The organism is Massilia sp. Dwa41.01b, from assembly GCF_014171775.1.
Taxonomy (GTDB): domain Bacteria; phylum Pseudomonadota; class Gammaproteobacteria; order Burkholderiales; family Burkholderiaceae_D; genus Telluria.
The window spans coordinates 939,286-953,514 of record NZ_CP050454.1 but is presented as its reverse complement, the minus strand read 5'-3'; the positions used below and the strand labels follow the sequence as shown (position 1 = coordinate 953,514).

17 protein-coding genes and 1 pseudogene are annotated in these 14,229 nt (G+C 65.5%); 2 read left to right on the top strand and 16 right to left on the bottom strand.

All coding sequences use genetic code 11. The features are described from left to right. Positions 1–109: 109 nt before the first annotated feature. Positions 110–466: a translation initiation factor Sui1 gene (locus tag G4G28_RS04390; protein WP_182990986.1), complete on the top strand. Its 357-nt coding sequence runs from the start codon at positions 110–112 to the stop codon at positions 464–466. A 197-nt stretch (positions 467–663) separates the two neighbouring features. Here G4G28_RS04390 and G4G28_RS04385 read toward each other — a convergent pair whose 3' ends face one another. From G4G28_RS04385 to G4G28_RS27395, 4 genes are all read right to left on the bottom strand, one after another. Continuing rightward, on the bottom strand, positions 664–1,041 hold the full coding sequence (locus tag G4G28_RS04385) for a cupin domain-containing protein (protein WP_182990985.1): 378 nt from the start codon (positions 1,039–1,041) through the stop codon (positions 664–666). Positions 1,042–1,167: 126 nt separating this feature from the next. After that, positions 1,168–1,746: a PEP-CTERM sorting domain-containing protein gene (locus tag G4G28_RS04380; RefSeq protein ID WP_182990984.1), complete on the bottom strand. Its 579-nt coding sequence runs from the start codon at positions 1,744–1,746 to the stop codon at positions 1,168–1,170. Between the two features lie 9 nt (positions 1,747–1,755). Further along, positions 1,756–2,046, bottom strand: a complete 291-nt coding sequence (locus tag G4G28_RS04375) for a hypothetical protein (RefSeq protein WP_183108518.1) — start codon at positions 2,044–2,046, stop codon at positions 1,756–1,758. 184 nt (positions 2,047–2,230) lie between these two features. Next, a complete protein-coding gene (locus G4G28_RS27395; protein WP_267873662.1) occupies positions 2,231–2,365 on the bottom strand; it encodes a hypothetical protein in 135 nt (44 codons plus the stop codon). Between the two features lie 190 nt (positions 2,366–2,555). Here G4G28_RS27395 and G4G28_RS04365 point away from each other — a divergent pair, with 190 nt between their 5' ends. Beyond that, positions 2,556–3,005: a DUF2147 domain-containing protein gene (locus G4G28_RS04365; RefSeq protein WP_182990983.1), complete on the top strand. Its 450-nt coding sequence runs from the start codon at positions 2,556–2,558 to the stop codon at positions 3,003–3,005. A 122-nt stretch (positions 3,006–3,127) separates the two neighbouring features. On the opposite strand, the gene G4G28_RS04360 is transcribed toward G4G28_RS04365, so the two are convergent. The 12 genes and pseudogenes from G4G28_RS04360 to purH form a co-directional block, all read right to left on the bottom strand. Continuing rightward, positions 3,128–3,535, bottom strand: a complete 408-nt coding sequence (locus tag G4G28_RS04360) for a hypothetical protein (protein WP_229425452.1) — start codon at positions 3,533–3,535, stop codon at positions 3,128–3,130. A 14-nt stretch (positions 3,536–3,549) separates the two neighbouring features. Then, positions 3,550–4,701 carry a porin gene (locus tag G4G28_RS04355; RefSeq protein WP_182990982.1) on the bottom strand — a complete coding sequence of 384 codons (1,152 nt, stop codon included), beginning with the start codon at positions 4,699–4,701 and terminating at the stop codon, positions 3,550–3,552. Positions 4,702–4,900: 199 nt separating this feature from the next. Further along, positions 4,901–5,104, bottom strand: a complete 204-nt coding sequence (locus G4G28_RS04350; protein ID WP_182990981.1) for a hypothetical protein — start codon at positions 5,102–5,104, stop codon at positions 4,901–4,903. A 97-nt stretch (positions 5,105–5,201) separates the two neighbouring features. Then, entirely contained in the window at positions 5,202–5,690 is a 489-nt protein-coding gene (locus G4G28_RS04345) for an MgtC/SapB family protein (RefSeq protein WP_229425577.1), read from the bottom strand. A gap of 91 nt (positions 5,691–5,781) precedes the next feature. Next, positions 5,782–6,388, bottom strand: a pseudogene (locus G4G28_RS28845) (response regulator transcription factor). Continuing rightward, the gene (locus G4G28_RS04335) at positions 6,385–7,530 is read right to left on the bottom strand and encodes a sensor histidine kinase (protein WP_182990980.1); all 1,146 of its coding nucleotides are present in this window, start codon (positions 7,528–7,530) and stop codon (positions 6,385–6,387) included. The pseudogene G4G28_RS28845 and the gene G4G28_RS04335 overlap by 4 nt, the downstream one beginning before the upstream one ends. 18 nt (positions 7,531–7,548) lie before the next feature. Further along, a complete protein-coding gene (locus tag G4G28_RS04330) occupies positions 7,549–9,351 on the bottom strand; it encodes a CIA30 family protein (RefSeq protein WP_183108080.1) in 1,803 nt (600 codons plus the stop codon). Between the two features lie 110 nt (positions 9,352–9,461). Then, positions 9,462–9,917 (bottom strand): YaiI/YqxD family protein, encoded by a 456-nt coding sequence (locus tag G4G28_RS04325; RefSeq protein WP_182991712.1) that lies wholly within the window; start codon positions 9,915–9,917, stop codon positions 9,462–9,464. Between the two features lie 28 nt (positions 9,918–9,945). Continuing rightward, positions 9,946–11,007 (bottom strand): Holliday junction branch migration DNA helicase RuvB, encoded by a 1,062-nt coding sequence (gene ruvB / locus G4G28_RS04320; protein ID WP_182990979.1) that lies wholly within the window; start codon positions 11,005–11,007, stop codon positions 9,946–9,948. A 101-nt stretch (positions 11,008–11,108) separates the two neighbouring features. After that, positions 11,109–11,690, bottom strand: coding sequence for a Holliday junction branch migration protein RuvA (gene ruvA / locus G4G28_RS04315; RefSeq protein WP_182990978.1), 582 nt, complete (start codon positions 11,688–11,690; stop codon positions 11,109–11,111). Between the two features lie 26 nt (positions 11,691–11,716). Continuing rightward, positions 11,717–12,253 carry a crossover junction endodeoxyribonuclease RuvC gene (gene ruvC, locus G4G28_RS04310; protein ID WP_182990977.1) on the bottom strand — a complete coding sequence of 179 codons (537 nt, stop codon included), beginning with the start codon at positions 12,251–12,253 and terminating at the stop codon, positions 11,717–11,719. A gap of 359 nt (positions 12,254–12,612) precedes the next feature. After that, the gene (gene purH / locus G4G28_RS04305) at positions 12,613–14,199 is read right to left on the bottom strand and encodes a bifunctional phosphoribosylaminoimidazolecarboxamide formyltransferase/IMP cyclohydrolase (RefSeq protein ID WP_182990976.1); all 1,587 of its coding nucleotides are present in this window, start codon (positions 14,197–14,199) and stop codon (positions 12,613–12,615) included. Positions 14,200–14,229 lie beyond the last annotated feature (30 nt).

Genomic DNA, 14,229 nt, shown 5'->3' with positions numbered 1-14,229 from the left:
CGGGCTGCCAGCCGCATGAAACCGGCCGCCGGGTGCAAGCCCGCCGGCCGGTTTTTTTCATTCTGTGCTGCTACACTGCCGTGCTCTATTCCACCTCAAGCAACCAGCTATGAAACCTCGCGCAAACGGCGGCCTGGTCTATTCCACCGATGGCGGGCGCATGTGCCCGGAATGCCGCCAGCCCCTCTCCCAGTGCGCCTGCAAGGCGAGCACCGTGCCCACCGGCGATGGCGTCGTGCGCGTGTCGCGCCAGACGAAAGGCCGCGGCGGCAAGAGCGTTACCCTCGTCAAGGGCCTCACGCTCGACGCCTCCGCCCTCGCACTACTCGGCAAGCAGCTGCGCACGGCCTGCGGCTCGGGTGGCACCGTGAAGGATGGCGTGATCGAAGTGCAGGGCGACCACTGCGAGCTCGTCATGGATACGCTGACCAGGCTTGGGCACCGCCCGAAGCGCACCGGCGCCTGACGCACCAACTGAGAGGCTGGGGTCAGGTCTGACATTCGGACACGAACTCGACTATAGGGTGCATCGTCCGGGGCTGTTTTTGTACGATGTGCCACTGGAGTGCAAGCTGACACGTGTGAGGCCTGAAGCCAAGGCAGAGGCCGTGTCCAAATGTCAGACCTGACCCCAGCCTGTATGCCGTCTGTCGGTCTTCTGGACTAGGCTGGCCGGTGCTGGGTATCCGCGCCACGCGTCACATGCAGCATGCGGCTCGGGGAGCGCACTTTGGCGGTGTGCCACACTCCGCGCGGCACGAGCGCCGCAGCGCTGCCTTCGAGCGTCACCGTTTCCACCGTCCCGTCGCGCTCCAGCAACAGTTCCACCGCGCCGGAGAGCAGATACACGAACTCGTCGCCCTCCGGGTGCATTTCCCAGGTCGGCCAATCCTCGGTGAACGCAAATTCGGTAATCAGCCAGCCTTTGTCATAACGTGCGCTCTCGGGTTCGGGCAGCTGCCAGAAGCCGTTGCCATCGAGCGCCCGGGCGCTGCCGTCTTCCGAGAGGTGGACATAGGTTTCGCGGAGATCGAGAGGCATGGCGGCTCCATTGGCGAGGAAGGTCAGTCAATGCTATCACCTCCGAAGCCCGGTCCCACGAAGGCAGGCCGTGGCGACGGCAGGTCCATCACACCGCCGCCGTGAGACCGATTGCCGGCGCCCTGCCTATTCCTTGCGGCGTGCACGCCGGCGGGCCGCCAGCAGCGCCCCCAGGCCCAGCCCAAGCATGCCCGCATGGGCCGGTTCCGGCACCGGCGCCACCCGCGTCACGATGTTGTCGATCCGCCCCCAGTCTTCGCCATAGATGTCGTCCGGGTCGGGCGTGGTCATGTACCAGTTGATGTAATTGACGTTCTGGAAGCTGGCCGGCAGTTCGACGTGGGTCAGCGGCACTTCGCCGACGATATTGAAGGTGGCGCCGTTGTCGGCAATGAAGGTCGAGGTGCCGCCCAGGTACTCGAAGCCGAGCACGTCGAAATTCGCCCCGTCCGTGCGCCGGATCTGGTAGGGCGAAGAGCCGAACTGGCTGTGCAGCCAGAGGTCGCCGCTGCCCGGGTGCAGGTGGCCGCCGCCGACGCCTGTTTCCAGCGAGACGATGTCGAAGCCGGACTCGCTGTAGGAGTCGATGTAGATGCCGCTGATGTCGTCGAAGTCGATGACGACGATATCGGCGGAGGCGGTCCCTGCCCCCAATGCCAGCACGGACGCAGCAAGGAGCTGCCTCATCAATCTGGATACACTCATGATGTTTCCTCAATGGTTGAGTTGAGAACGCGCAAAGACTTTGCGCCTGAGTTCCAGCATATGGACGAGCAGTGCTCCGATATTGATGTGTTTCAAAGTGTGGGGCCGCACGAAATCGGCGTGGGCGCGTCGCGCGTGATGCGACACCAGACGATTCAGGCCAGTGCGGGATAAGGTCGCCGCCAACGATCGCCGCGCCGGCATGCGCCTTGCCGCCGTCTGCAAGGCGATGCTGCGGCGGATGGTCTCGCGCTGCGCGCCGGCGCGGTACAACAGGTTGTAGCTCTCGAAGGGAATCATCTTGCCGTCCGGCTGGGCGAAGTGGATGCAGGATTTCTTCAGCGCGCGTACGTCCAGCGATGGAAGCCGACGGCCATCGCCAGCCATTCCAGCACGAGGTGGACCAGTTGCGCGGTCGCGGGCGCAAGCACGGGTGCGCTCATGGTGGCGAATCGAAAGACGAGAAGCTGCCCTTGATCCCTTTCTACACGACAGAGCCCAGCGTGAAGAGCAAGAAGACGAGCACCGCTCCTACCACGACCAGGATGGCGGTGCGGGTTTCGCGGTTTGCGTCCGCGATGACGATCCCACAAAGACCGAAGCCGACAACGGCCAGCATCGCGGCCAGGAGGCCGAATATCTTTAGCAAAACCATGTTCGTCCGCCCCGCAATCGTTTCATCGTGAGTAATCTGTTCAAGATTGTGCCGCTACGCTCTATCCTTCAAGCAATTTTGACACGCGGAGTTGCCACATCAACGGAACGGTTTGCTACACTCTGGCTTATTCATAACAAATTGGAGACCGAACATGCGCAAGCTGATCCCCGCCAGCCTGATTGCCACCATGCTGCTCACCACCGCCGCATGGGCACAGAACCCCGGGTCGCCGGTCGGGCTGTGGAAGACCATCGACGACGAAACCAAGCTGCCGAAAGCGCTGGTACGCGTCACCGAGGAAAACGGCGCCCTGCAGGGCAAGATCGAAAAGCTGTTCCGCGGTCAAAACGAAGACCAGAACCCGAAATGCACCGCCTGCACCGATTCGCGCAAGAACCAGCCGATCATCGGCATGACGATCCTGTCGGGCCTGAAGAAGGACGGTAACGAATACTCGGGCGGCGAAATCCTCGACCCGGCCAAGGGCAAGGTCTACAAGAGCAAGGCCACGCTGCGCGACGGCGGCCAGAAGATGGAAGTGCGCGGCTACATCGGCATGCCGATGCTGGGCCGTTCGCAAATCTGGCAGCGCGAGCAGTAACAGCCCGCGCTCCATCGAAGCGGCCCGCGTGGCCGCTTTTTTATTACGCCGGACGCGCGAAAAAAAATCCCTGCGCCAGGGGCTGGCGCAGGGACTCGTGCGGGATGCTGTGCAACCGGCGGTTACTGCACCGAGAGCAGCACCTTGACGCTGCCGTCCACCGCATCCTTGTCGATATAGCCGATCGCGTTCGGATCGGCCGCCAGGGCTTTTTTGACGGCCGCATCGGATGCGTGCACCTTGGGGCGCATGCCCTTGCCGGAAAACTCGATCTTCGCCCAGGTCGCTTCGTATTGGGCGCCCTTTTTCGAGGCCACTTTTTCCAGGAACTCGGTGCGTGCCGCCGAGTTCTTGTCCTGGTCGATCAGGGCAGGACCGCTGGACTTGCCCAGGTAGAGGTCAGCGACCTGGTCGCTCGTCATTTTCGCGACCGGGCTGGCGGCACCGGCCACCACGACCACTTCGGCGCCGGCACTGGCGGCCACGGCCAGTCCCAGCGACAGGCCGACAATGTTGATCATCTTTTTCATCTTGTTTCCTTTGCTCAGAACACCATTTCGTAGGCCGCGCGCAGGGCCTTGAGGTCGTCGCCGAAGTTATGGGTGGTGTCCTTGTACTTGTCGAACTGGACTTTCACGCTGCTGGTTTCGTTGATGTCGTAGCGCAGCGTCAGCGAGGCGCGCTGGTAGGCGGCGGGCTCGTACCAGTCGTGGTCGGTGCTCTTCTCTTCGTAGTGCGCGAAGTTGAGCATCGGGGTCCAGCTGCCCCAGCGGTAACCGGCGCCGATGGTGTAGGCCGGCGCGTCGACGCGGTAGGCGTCGTAGGTACGCGACAGGCGGGTCACTTCGCTCAGCACGAACCAGTCGTCGAAATCGAGGTTGGCCGCCAGGCCAAAGGCGCGCAGGCGTGCGGTATCGCTCCATTCGGTGGTGGCGTTGCTGGTATCGACTTGCGCCTGCATGTACACGGCGCGCACGGTCAGCGGGCCACGGCTGGCCTCGAGGTCGCCGCCGACCAGGTTGCGCCAGGTGACCTTGGTGTCGCCCTCGGTGAACATGGCGTAGTACGGCGTTTCCTTCTTGGTTTCCTTGCCGCCAAACACGCTCGAGCTCAGGTTGATACGGCCCAGCTTGGTCTTGTAGCGAACGCTGGCGCCGTTGTAGTTCGTCACTTCCCAGCCATACAGTTCGGGCGGGGTGCCGATCCATGGGTAGGCCGTGCCGACGTCCTGGAAATCGGAGTAGTAGTACAGCGGAATGCGTTTGCGGCCGGCCTGGACTTCCAGGTTATCGTTGAGCTTGTAGCTGCCGTAGGCCCACTCGACCGCTGGCTTCGGTTCGACCGCACGGGTGACGACCTGGGTAACGAAGTACAGCTTGTCGGTGGCGTTGTAGCGCAGCTGGATGCCGGCGCGCGATTCCGGCTTGAAAGTCAGGTCGTCGCCATACACGCTGCCATTGGTCCAGTCGGTGATATAGCAGGGGCAGGCACGGCCACCGAGGGTGCTGGGGCCGGCATAATCGGGCTGGGTCGGCGAATCGATGTTGCGGCCGGCAACGATCGAGGCAAAACCACTGACGTGGAGGCGCGACGCCGCCGTGTCCTCGTCCGCGGCACTGGCAGCGAACGGGCTCAGGCAGGCGGTGGCCACGAGCGCCGCCAGGGCGCGCTGGCGAAAGAACTGGGGAACAGCCATGATGATGGTCCTTTGCTCCGATGCGCAAAGGCACCGGAAAATAGAAAGTAAGAAGCGGGGAAAAGGTCAGATCGACCTTGTTCGGCTTTTACATTCTAAGAAGGGACTCGGCCTTGGAGGAAGCAAAACCTCGCTCACATCCAACTTATGTTGGTGTACGGCAACATAAATACGGGAAGATTGTTTCGGTTGCAAGGGCTTACCTGGCCGCGCGGCGGCGATCGGCGCAGCGCTGCTGCTCGGGCAAACTCAACACACGCATGGCGACGCGCCGCGGCACGCCGACCAGCTGCATGAATTCCAGCGCGGGATTCATGCCATCCTTGCGCAGGATATTCAGGGCATCGTTGACGCGCGCAGCCGTGTAGCTGTCGGTCCGTGGGTCCGCTTGATTTCCTGACATGGGCGCCTCGCCACAAGGTTTTCACCAGGCGAGTTATCCTAGCAAACCGGCACGGACGAGGCGCCCGCTTGCCTGATGAAAACGAATGCTGGCGAACCTAGCGGTCGCGCCCCTGCTTGTCGGCGCCCCGCTTAGGGCTGGTGCGCAGAATGGCAAGGATGACGAGGGCAAACAGCGCGCTCAGCACGGCGGTCGCCTCGCGCCCCATGCCGGCGGCAATACCGATGGCCGACGTCAGCCAGACGCTGGCGGCCGTCGTCAGCCCGCGAATGTCGTTCTTGTTGCTGTGCTTGAGGATGGCGCCGGCGCCGAGGAAGCCGATGCCGGCGGTGATGCCTTGCAGCACGCGCGACAGGTCATCGATCTCCATGCCTGCCTGCAGCGGGATCAGCACGAACATGGCCGAGCCGAGCGACACCAGCATGTGGGTGCGCAGGCCGGCCGAGGCGCCGACCGATTCGCGCTCATAGCCGAGCATCCCGCCCAGCACCACCGCCACCAGCAGGCGCACGACGACACGGGTAATGCCTTCCACATCGCCCAGGTCGGAAAACTCCTGCACCACGATCATCCAGCTACGTTCCATCCACACTTGCCGCTCCTCTCGCGCATCCGTGGGGATGATGACAGATAAGCAAGCTGGACGGCGCTACGTTCCGGCTGGCCGCAGGTACTCCTCAGAGCCATCCGGCGTCGCGCGCGAGGCGATAGGCTTCGACCCGGTTGCCCGCGTTGAGCTTGCTGATGGCTTCGGACAGGTAGTTGCGCACCGTGCCTTCGGACAGGTGCACCTGGCGCGCGATGTCGGCGCTGCTGCTGCCCTCCCCCGCCAGGCGCAGGACCTGGCGTTCGCGTTCGGTGAGCGGATCGGTTCCGCCGCTCCAGCTGGCCACGGCCAGCTCCGGCGCCACCGTCATGCCGCCGCCGTGCACGGTACGGATCGCGGCTGCCAGCGTCTCGGCGGGCGCATCCTTGAGCAGGTAGCCGCGTACCCCGGCCGCCAGCGCGCGGCGCAGGTAGCCGCTGCGCCCAAACGTGGTTACGATCAGGACGCGGCAGGCGGCGCCCCTCCTCGACCAGGCGCGCCGCCAGCTCCAGGCCGGTCAGGTGCGGCATCTCGATGTCGGTCAGCACCACGTCGGGTTTGAGCTCGGCACACAGCCCCAGCGCCTGCCTGCCGTCGGTTGCGGTGCCAACCACTTCGAGGTCCGGTTCCAGTCCGAGCAGGGCCGCCAGCGCGCCCCGTACCAAGGCCTGGTCTTCGGCGATCAGGACCCGGATCATGCCGCGCCTCCGGCGGGCACGCGCAGTTCCAGCGCCAGCCCGGCGCCGACACGCAGCGCCAGCCTGCCGCCAAGGGATGCGGCACGTTCCTGCATGCCGGCCAGGCCGTTGCCGTGACGTAGGTCGTGTTCGCCGCGCAGGCGGGTGCCGTCGTCGGCAACGCGCAGCACCGCATTGCCCTCCTCCAGCCCCAGCGACAGCGTGCAGCGGCGCGCGCCGGCGTGGCGCACCACGTTGGTGACGGCTTCGCGCAGCGCCAATGCCAGCACGTGTTCGGCGGCCGGTGCCAGCGGCACGCGCGCGACCTGCTCGTCCAGTTCGACATCGGCCGCGGCGAGGCTGGCGCGGGCGCTGGCGAGGGCTTGTGCCAGGCCGCTCTCGCGGTAGCCGCTGACGGCCGCGCGCACTTCGGCCAGCGTCTGGCGCGCGGCCTGCTCGATGTCGGCGATCTCGCGCCTGGCGGCGACGCGGGCGGCGTCGCCTCCGCCCTCATGGTCCAGCAGCTTGCCGGCGAGTTCCGCCTTCAGGGTAATCATCGACAGCGAATGCCCCAGCAAATCGTGCAGGTCGCGCGAGATCCGTTCGCGCTCGGCGATGGTGGCCATGTGCTCGACCTCCTCCTGCTTGCGCAGCAGCGCCTCGCGCGAACGGCGCAGGCGTGCGTCCAGCACGGCGCCGATGCCCACCGGCAGGCTGACGGTCAGCAGCGGCATCAGGAACAGCCAGCACATGCGCGTTTCCTCGATCAGCAGCGCGGCCAGCCCGCCAAAGGCGATGACGCCGGCGATCGACAGCATGGCATGCCGCACCGAGACGATCTGGCCGGCCATGGCACAGGCGAAGATGAAGAAAGTGGCGGCGCCCACGTTCCAGCGCACCCAGGCAGCGCCGATCAGGCAGCTGACCAGCATGCAGGCGGCGACTTGCCTGCCGCGCGCCCAGTAGCTGGCGCAGTACAGCCAGAAGAAGACCACCAGGGTCAGCGACAGCAGCAGCGCCTCGCGCAGGCTCGGTGGTACGTAGGCGTACTTCCAGAACATGTAGCCAAGGCTCAGCAGCCAGAGGTAGGGCCGCTTGCCCTGCTCGGGCGGAAGCCAGGGCCCCGTCCATACGCGCCGCATCGCCTGCGTGATCGTGTTCATCTCTTCCTGTGGTAGTCGTTATTGTGCCAGCAGGCGCACGTCGGCGATCTCGAAGCGATAGTCGCCCGGCTGCGGACCGGCGTTGAATCCTAACATGGTCATCGCCGACGGATCGAAGCCTTTCAGCTCGCTGAAGGGAACGGACACTTCCGTCCATTCCGGTCCCGCGACAAAGGACTTGGCGGCGGGAATGCGTACACCGTCCGTCATCGCCATGATCTGGTAAGTCTTGCCGTCGCCGCGCACCTTGAAGCGCACGCTGTTGGCGGCGGACAGGTTCACCGGCTCCATCGGCCGCGCGCCAGGCATGAAGGCCACGCCGGCCCGGGCGAAGGGCAGGCCCGGCGCCACCTTGGCCTCGATCGCGAGCGGCACCTCGCCATCCGCCAGCACCGCTCCCGTCTTCAAGGCCACGGTGGATTTGCCGCCCGCGAAACCGTCGGTCGACGGTCCCCATCCCATGCCGAAGGGACTGGCCAGCCCCTTCTCGCTGAAGCGGCTGATGCGCCCGTCCGCCGGCAGGGGAGATGCCGCCCTGCCCCTGGCGGCTTCACGGGCGGCTTGCGCCACCTGCTGGCGCTGGCCCGCGCGCAGCGCGTTCGCGCTCTCGCCGTCCTTCCACACTTCGACGATGCGGCGCGTGGCCAGGATGTCGGCCGCAGGGTTACCCTCCACCAGCAGCAGGTCGGCCTTGTAGCCCTTGTCGATGCGGCCGCGCCCACCCAGCTTGAACACTTTCGCCGGCACGCTGGTGGCGGCGGCCAGAGCCTGCGCCGGGGTCAGGCCCGCTTCGACCAGGGCCGCCATCTCGCGGTGCATGCTCACGCCGTACTGGGTGCCGGGGTTGCCGGCGTCGGTGCCGGCCAGCACCGGTACGCCCGCTTTGACCAGCGCCGCGGTGACGGCCTTGGGCGCCGCCAGCCGCTCGGGATGCGACGTATTGCCGTAGCGTGCCTTGAGCGGGGCCTGCGCGTCCTTGCCGAGCAGACCGGCCAGAGCGGGATCGGCCAGCAGGTCGTCGCCGCGCCAGCCCGCCATGCTTTCCAGTACGGTGAAGGTCGGGATGACGAAGGCGCCGCGGCTGGCGGCCAGGCGCGCCAGGCCTTGCGCATCGGCGGATGCCGCCGGGAACAGGTGCACCAGGCCGTCGGCGCCCGCTTCCAGCACGGCGCGCGCATCCTTCTCGGTGCCGATGTGGACCACGGCCAGCTTGCCGCGCCGGTGCGCCGCCTCGATTACTGCCTTCGCCGTGGCCAGGTCGAGCGAGGGGAAGCCGTAGCCGCTTTCCATGACGATCTTGATGAAGTCCGAGCCTTCGGCGATGCGCTCGTCGACAAAGGCCTGGGCCTGTTCCGGCCCGGTGATGGTGGGGATGGCGACGCCGAACTGGGTACCATGGCCGTGCGGGGCGGTGACCAGGGTGCCGGCCGAAAACAGGTCGGCGTGGTCATGGCGGCGTCCCTGTGCCATCTCTTCCCTGGCCTTTTTCATCATGCCAATGTCGGTGAACATGTCGATCTGGGTCGTCACGCCGAACAGCACCGGCAACTCCTGGAAGGCAAAGGCGTGGGTGTGGGCGTCGATCAGGCCGGGCAGCAGCGTGCGGCCGGCGCCTTCGACGATGCGACTGCCGGCGGGGGCGGCGCCACGGAAGTCGGCGTCGGCGATCTTGCCGTTTTCGAACAGCACCGAGCGGCGCTCGTGCACTTTCTCGCCGTCGAAGACGCGCACGTCGCGTACCAGGGTGGCGGCGGCCAGGGCGGCCTGGCTGCAAGCGATGCCGGCGCACAGCAGCAGGGTTTTCAGGGTGGTGGTGTTCATCAGGGCTCTCCCGTGTTGGTATGAGCCCAGTATGCGTTTGGCGAGGACGCCGCAACAGAAGCAGCTGCCACCAGTTTAAGGTGACAAATGTCAGCTGCGGTCAGCTGCGGTCAGCTGCGCGGACGGTGGCGTGCCAGGTGCCGGTCGAGGGCATTCGCGAATTGCTGGCGGTCGGCCTGGCTGAAGGCGGGCGGGCCGCCGGTGTCGACGCCGCCGCTGCGCAGTTCTTCCATGAAGGCGCGCATCGTCAGTTGCTGGGCGATGGTGTCCTTCGTATAAAAGTCGCCGCGCGGGTTGAGGGCGTAGCCGCCCTTCTCCAGCACCTGCGCCGCCAGCGGGATGTCGCCGGTGACGACCAGGTCGCCGGGGCTGAGGCGTTCGACGATCTCGGCGTCGGCCACGTCAGGGCCGCTGGGCACCTGAAGCGCACGGATGAATTTCGAGCCCGGCACGCGCATCAGCTGGTTCGCCACCAGCGTCACGGGGATCTGCGTGCGCTCGGCCACCCGGTACAGGATGTCCTTGATGACGGCGGGACAGGCGTCGGCGTCGACCCAGATCTGCATCTGGCCAGGATTCGTGCTCAACGGAGGCTCATCGCAAATTGTCCCAGAGGTCGCCGGTCGGGCTGATGCGCGGTGCGGCCACGCCGAAGTGTTGATACGCCGCCGGCGTCGCGATACGTCCGCGCGGAGTGCGCTGCAGGTAGCCTTGCTGGATCAGGTAGGGCTCGAGCACGTCCTCGATGGTGTCGGCCGCTTCGCCGATCGCCGCCGCCAGGTTGCCGATGCCGACCGGGCCCCCGCCGAACTTGAACAGCACCGCTTCCAGCAGTTTGCGGTCCATGACGTCGAAGCCGACCGAGTCGACGTCGAGCATGAGCAAGGCGCGGTCGGCCATGTCCTTGGTGATCTCGCCATTGCCCTTCACTTCCGCATAGTCGCGCACGCGGCGCAGCAGGCGGTTGGCGATACGCGGGGTGCCGCGTGCGCGCAGCGCCACTTCGCGTGCACCTTCCTGGTTGATCGGTGCTTCCAGCAGGGCTGCGCTGCGGGTGACGATCTTGGTCAGCTCCTCGACGTTGTAGAACTCGAGGCGGGCGACGATGCCGAAACGGTCGCGCAGCGGGTTCGTCAGCATGCCGGCGCGCGTAGTGGCGCCCACCAGCGTGAACGGCTGCAGGTCGAGTTTCACCGAACGCGCGGCAGGCCCTTCGCCGATCACGATGTCGATCTGGTAGTCCTCGAGCGCCGGATACAGGATTTCCTCGACGACGGGCGACAGGCGGTGGATCTCGTCGATGAACAGCACGTCGTTCGGTTCGAGATTGGTGAGGATCGCGGCCAGATCTCCCGGACGCTCCAGCACCGGGCCGGAAGTCTGGCGCAGGTTCACGCCCATCTCGCGCGCAATGATGTGGGCCAGCGTGGTTTTACCGAGGCCCGGCGGGCCGAACAGCAGCGTGTGGTCGAGCGCCTCGCGGCGCTTGCGAGCGGCGGAGATGAAGATCTCGAGCTGGTCGCGGATCTTGACCTGGCCGACATATTCGTCGAGCTGCTTCGGGCGCAAGGCGCGCTCGATCGCCTCCTCGTTGGGCGAGGCCGGGGCCGCGTCGATGACGCGGTGCTCGGTGAAATTGTCGGTCTGGATGCTCATTGCTTAATCTCTACAATACCGTGTATGGTCGCAGGCCAGGGTTCGCCCTGCATGGCGAACCCGTTCGGCAGGCGCGCGGCGTGCCGCGCGAAAATCCTGCCTCATCCTTTGGACAGCGCTTTCAGTGCGAACTTGATGGCGTCCGACACGCTTGCGCCTTCGGGCAGGTTCTTGGTCGCGACCAGCGCTTCCTTGTCAGAATACCCTAATGCCAGCAGCGCATTCATGGCGTCCGCTTGCGTATCGTCGCGCGGGGCGCCGCCGCCGACCACGCCGAGGTCGGCGCCGATCTTGCCTTTCAGTTCCAGCAGCAGGCGTTCGGCGGTCTTCTTGCCGATGCCGGGGATCTTCACCAGGCGGCCGGCTTCCTGCAGCGTCACCGCCTGCGACAGGTCGGCCACCGTCATGCCCGACAGGATCGCCAGCGCGGTGCGTGCGCCGACGCCGGTAATCTTGATCAGCTGGCGAAACAGTGCCCGCTCGCTGGCCGTGCCGAAGCCGAACAGCAGGTGCGCGTCCTCGCGGATGGCCTGGTGGGTGAACAGCACGACTTTTTCGCCGGTATGCGGCAGGTTGTAATAGGTGCTCATCGGCACGTCGACTTCATAGCCGACGCCGTTGCAATCGACCAGCAGTTGCGGCGGGGTTTTGTCGAGCAGGATTCCGGAAATGCGACCGATCATGGTGGGCCTTTCTTTTTGATGTTCAGTTAGACGAGGCGGCCGTTCTTCATGCGCAGCGTGGCCTTCTGCGGGCTGAGCACGTTCAGCAGCGCCAGCGTGTCGTGGGTGTGCGCGTGGCAAATGGCCACGCCCAGCGCATCGGCCGCATCGCTGCCGGGCAGGCCGGGCAGCATCAACAGGCGCGCGACCATGTCCTGGACCTGCGGCTTGGCGGCCTTGCCGGTGCCGACGACGGATTGCTTGATCTGGGTGGGCGAGTATTCGGCCACGTCGAGGTCGGCGCCCACCAGCGCGCTGATCGCGGCGCCGCGCGCCTGGCCCAGCAGCAGGGTCGACTGCGGATTGACGTTCACGAACACTTTTTCGATGGCGGCGCAGTGCGGGCCGTAGGTGGCCACGACTTCGCGCACGCCGTCGAGGATGATCTTCAGGCGCGGCGGCAGCGCACCCTCGAGTCCGGTCTTGATGGTGCCCGAGGCTATGTAGCGCAGCTTGCTGCCGTGTTTTTCAATAACCCCAAAGCCGGTGGTGCGCAGGCCTGGGTCGATGCCGAGGATAATCATGGACGAATGTTATACCGGCCAGCAACGTTCGTGGGAAAAATACTGGGTAAAAACCCAGTAGGGTGGGCACCCCGTGCCCACGCGGAAGGGTGCACAGTGGTAGCCTGACAACAATAAACCAGTTACGGCGAGCGCAGAGTCCATGTATAGCATGCCATGGACGTAGCGTGGGCGGCTTTGCCGCCCACGCGTTCAACGGTCGGTGACAAACCGCTGCAGGAATTTCATGTGATGGTTGAACGCGTAGGCGGGGGACCCGCCTACCCTGCGCGAATGCGCATGCGTGCGTTGAACGCGTAGGCCGCAGAACAGTCCACTGGACTATTCCGCCCCGCCTACCCTACGCGGACAACGGTCAATCAGTGCCTGAAGTGACGCGTTCCCGTGTACAGCATCACCACGCCACGTTCGTCCGCCGCGTCGATGACTTCCTGGTCGCGCATCGAGCCGCCCGGGTGGATGACGCAGGTGGCGCCGGCATCGACCACCACGTCGAGCCCGTCACGGAAGGGGAAGAAGGCATCCGAGGCGACGGCCGAACCGGCGAGCGACAAGCCGGCGTTCTGTGCCTTGATCGAGGCGATGCGGGCCGAATCGATGCGGCTCATCTGCCCTGCCCCGACGCCCAGTGTCATGCCGTTGGCGCAGAAAACGATGGCGTTCGACTTGACGAATTTGGCGACGCGCCAGGCGAACATCAGGTCCGCCATTTGCTGCGGGGTCGGCTGCTTTTTGCTCACCACGCGCAGGTCGGCCATGCCGACGTTCTTCGCATCCGGCGCCTGCACCAGCAAGCCGCCGCCGACGCGCTTCACGTCGTAGGCGTTGTGGCCATTGCCCAGCGGGATTTCCAGCAGGCGCACATTCTGCTTGGCCGCCATGATCTGGCGCGCTTCAGCGGTAAAGGACGGTGCGATCAGCACTTCGACGAACAGCTTCGCCAGCGCCTCCGCGGCGCGGCCATCGACTTCGACATTGAAGGCGATGATGCCGCCGAAGGCCGAGGTGGGGTCGGTCTGCAGGGCGCGGGCATACGCGTCCAGCGCATCGACGCCGATGGCCACGCCGCAGGGATTGGCATGCTTGACGATCACGCAGCCGGCCGGTTGCTGGAAGCCACCCAGTGACTTCACGCATTCCCAGGCCGCGTCCGCATCGGCGATATTGTTGTACGACAGTTCCTTGCCCTGCAGCTGGCGGTAATTCGCCAGCGCGCCATCGATCGTGACGATGTCGCGGTAGAAGGCGGCGCCCTGGTGCGGGTTCTCGCCGTAGCGCATGTCCTGCACCTTCTCGAACGACATGTTGATGGTCTGCGGATAGCTCGAGCGGGTGGCGTGTGCCTTGTCTTCGCCCAGGCTGGTCAGGTAGTTCGTGATGGCGCCGTCATACTGGGCAGTGTGCGCGAAGACTTTCTTGGCCAGGCGGAACTTGGTGTCGTAGCTCACGGCGCCGGCGCCCTCACCGGTCCCTTTCATTTCCGCTAGCACCACGCCGTAGTCGCTCGGGTCGACGATGACGACCACGTCGCGATGGTTCTTGGCCGCCGAGCGCAGCATGGTCGGGCCGCCGATGTCGATGTTCTCGATCGCGTCTTCCAGCGAGCACGCTTCCCTGGCGACGGTCTGCTGGAATGGATACAGGTTGACCACGACCATGTCGATCTGCGGGATGCCGTGCTCTTCCAGCTTGGCGACGTGCTCGGGGAAATCGCGGCGCGCCAGGATGCCGCCGTGGACTTTCGGATGCAAGGTCTTCACGCGGCCGTCGAGCATTTCCGGGAAGCCGGTGTAATCGGCAACTTCCGTCACCGGCACGCCATTGTCTTGCAGCAGCTTGGCGGTGCCGCCGGTGGACAGGATATTGACGCCGAGCGCGGAAAGCGCACGGGCAAAATCGAGCACGCCGGTCTTGTCGGAGACGGAAATGAGAGCTTGTTTGATCATGGGGAGTGGCCGTTGTTGATGGGAATTCTG

What these genes read in the sequence shown, in the direction of transcription:
- ruvA (WP_182990978.1), bottom strand. Translation starts at nt 11,690, where the DNA reads ATGATCGGTCGCATTTCCGGAATCCTGCTCGACAAAACCCCGCCGCAA.
- G4G28_RS04375 (WP_183108518.1), bottom strand. Translation starts at nt 2,046, where the DNA reads ATGATTCCCTTCGAGAGCTACAACCTGTTGTACCGCGCCGGCGCGCAG.
- G4G28_RS04380 (WP_182990984.1), bottom strand. Translation starts at nt 1,746, where the DNA reads ATGAGTGTATCCAGATTGATGAGGCAGCTCCTTGCTGCGTCCGTGCTG.
- G4G28_RS04345 (WP_229425577.1), bottom strand. Translation starts at nt 5,690, where the DNA reads ATGGAACGTAGCTGGATGATCGTGGTGCAGGAGTTTTCCGACCTGGGC.
- G4G28_RS04390 (WP_182990986.1), top strand. Translation starts at nt 110, where the DNA reads ATGAAACCTCGCGCAAACGGCGGCCTGGTCTATTCCACCGATGGCGGG.
- G4G28_RS27395 (WP_267873662.1), bottom strand. Translation starts at nt 2,365, where the DNA reads ATGCTGGCCGTTGTCGGCTTCGGTCTTTGTGGGATCGTCATCGCGGAC.
- G4G28_RS04355 (WP_182990982.1), bottom strand. Translation starts at nt 4,701, where the DNA reads ATGGCTGTTCCCCAGTTCTTTCGCCAGCGCGCCCTGGCGGCGCTCGTG.
- G4G28_RS04385 (WP_182990985.1), bottom strand. Translation starts at nt 1,041, where the DNA reads ATGCCTCTCGATCTCCGCGAAACCTATGTCCACCTCTCGGAAGACGGC.
- G4G28_RS04350 (WP_182990981.1), bottom strand. Translation starts at nt 5,104, where the DNA reads ATGTCAGGAAATCAAGCGGACCCACGGACCGACAGCTACACGGCTGCG.
- G4G28_RS04330 (WP_183108080.1), bottom strand. Translation starts at nt 9,351, where the DNA reads ATGAACACCACCACCCTGAAAACCCTGCTGCTGTGCGCCGGCATCGCT.
- G4G28_RS04335 (WP_182990980.1), bottom strand. Translation starts at nt 7,530, where the DNA reads ATGAACACGATCACGCAGGCGATGCGGCGCGTATGGACGGGGCCCTGG.
- G4G28_RS04325 (WP_182991712.1), bottom strand. Translation starts at nt 9,917, where the DNA reads ATGCAGATCTGGGTCGACGCCGACGCCTGTCCCGCCGTCATCAAGGAC.
- G4G28_RS04360 (WP_229425452.1), bottom strand. Translation starts at nt 3,535, where the DNA reads ATGAAAAAGATGATCAACATTGTCGGCCTGTCGCTGGGACTGGCCGTG.
- ruvB (WP_182990979.1), bottom strand. Translation starts at nt 11,007, where the DNA reads ATGAGCATCCAGACCGACAATTTCACCGAGCACCGCGTCATCGACGCG.
- G4G28_RS04365 (WP_182990983.1), top strand. Translation starts at nt 2,556, where the DNA reads ATGCGCAAGCTGATCCCCGCCAGCCTGATTGCCACCATGCTGCTCACC.
- ruvC (WP_182990977.1), bottom strand. Translation starts at nt 12,253, where the DNA reads ATGATTATCCTCGGCATCGACCCAGGCCTGCGCACCACCGGCTTTGGG.
- purH (WP_182990976.1), bottom strand. Translation starts at nt 14,199, where the DNA reads ATGATCAAACAAGCTCTCATTTCCGTCTCCGACAAGACCGGCGTGCTC.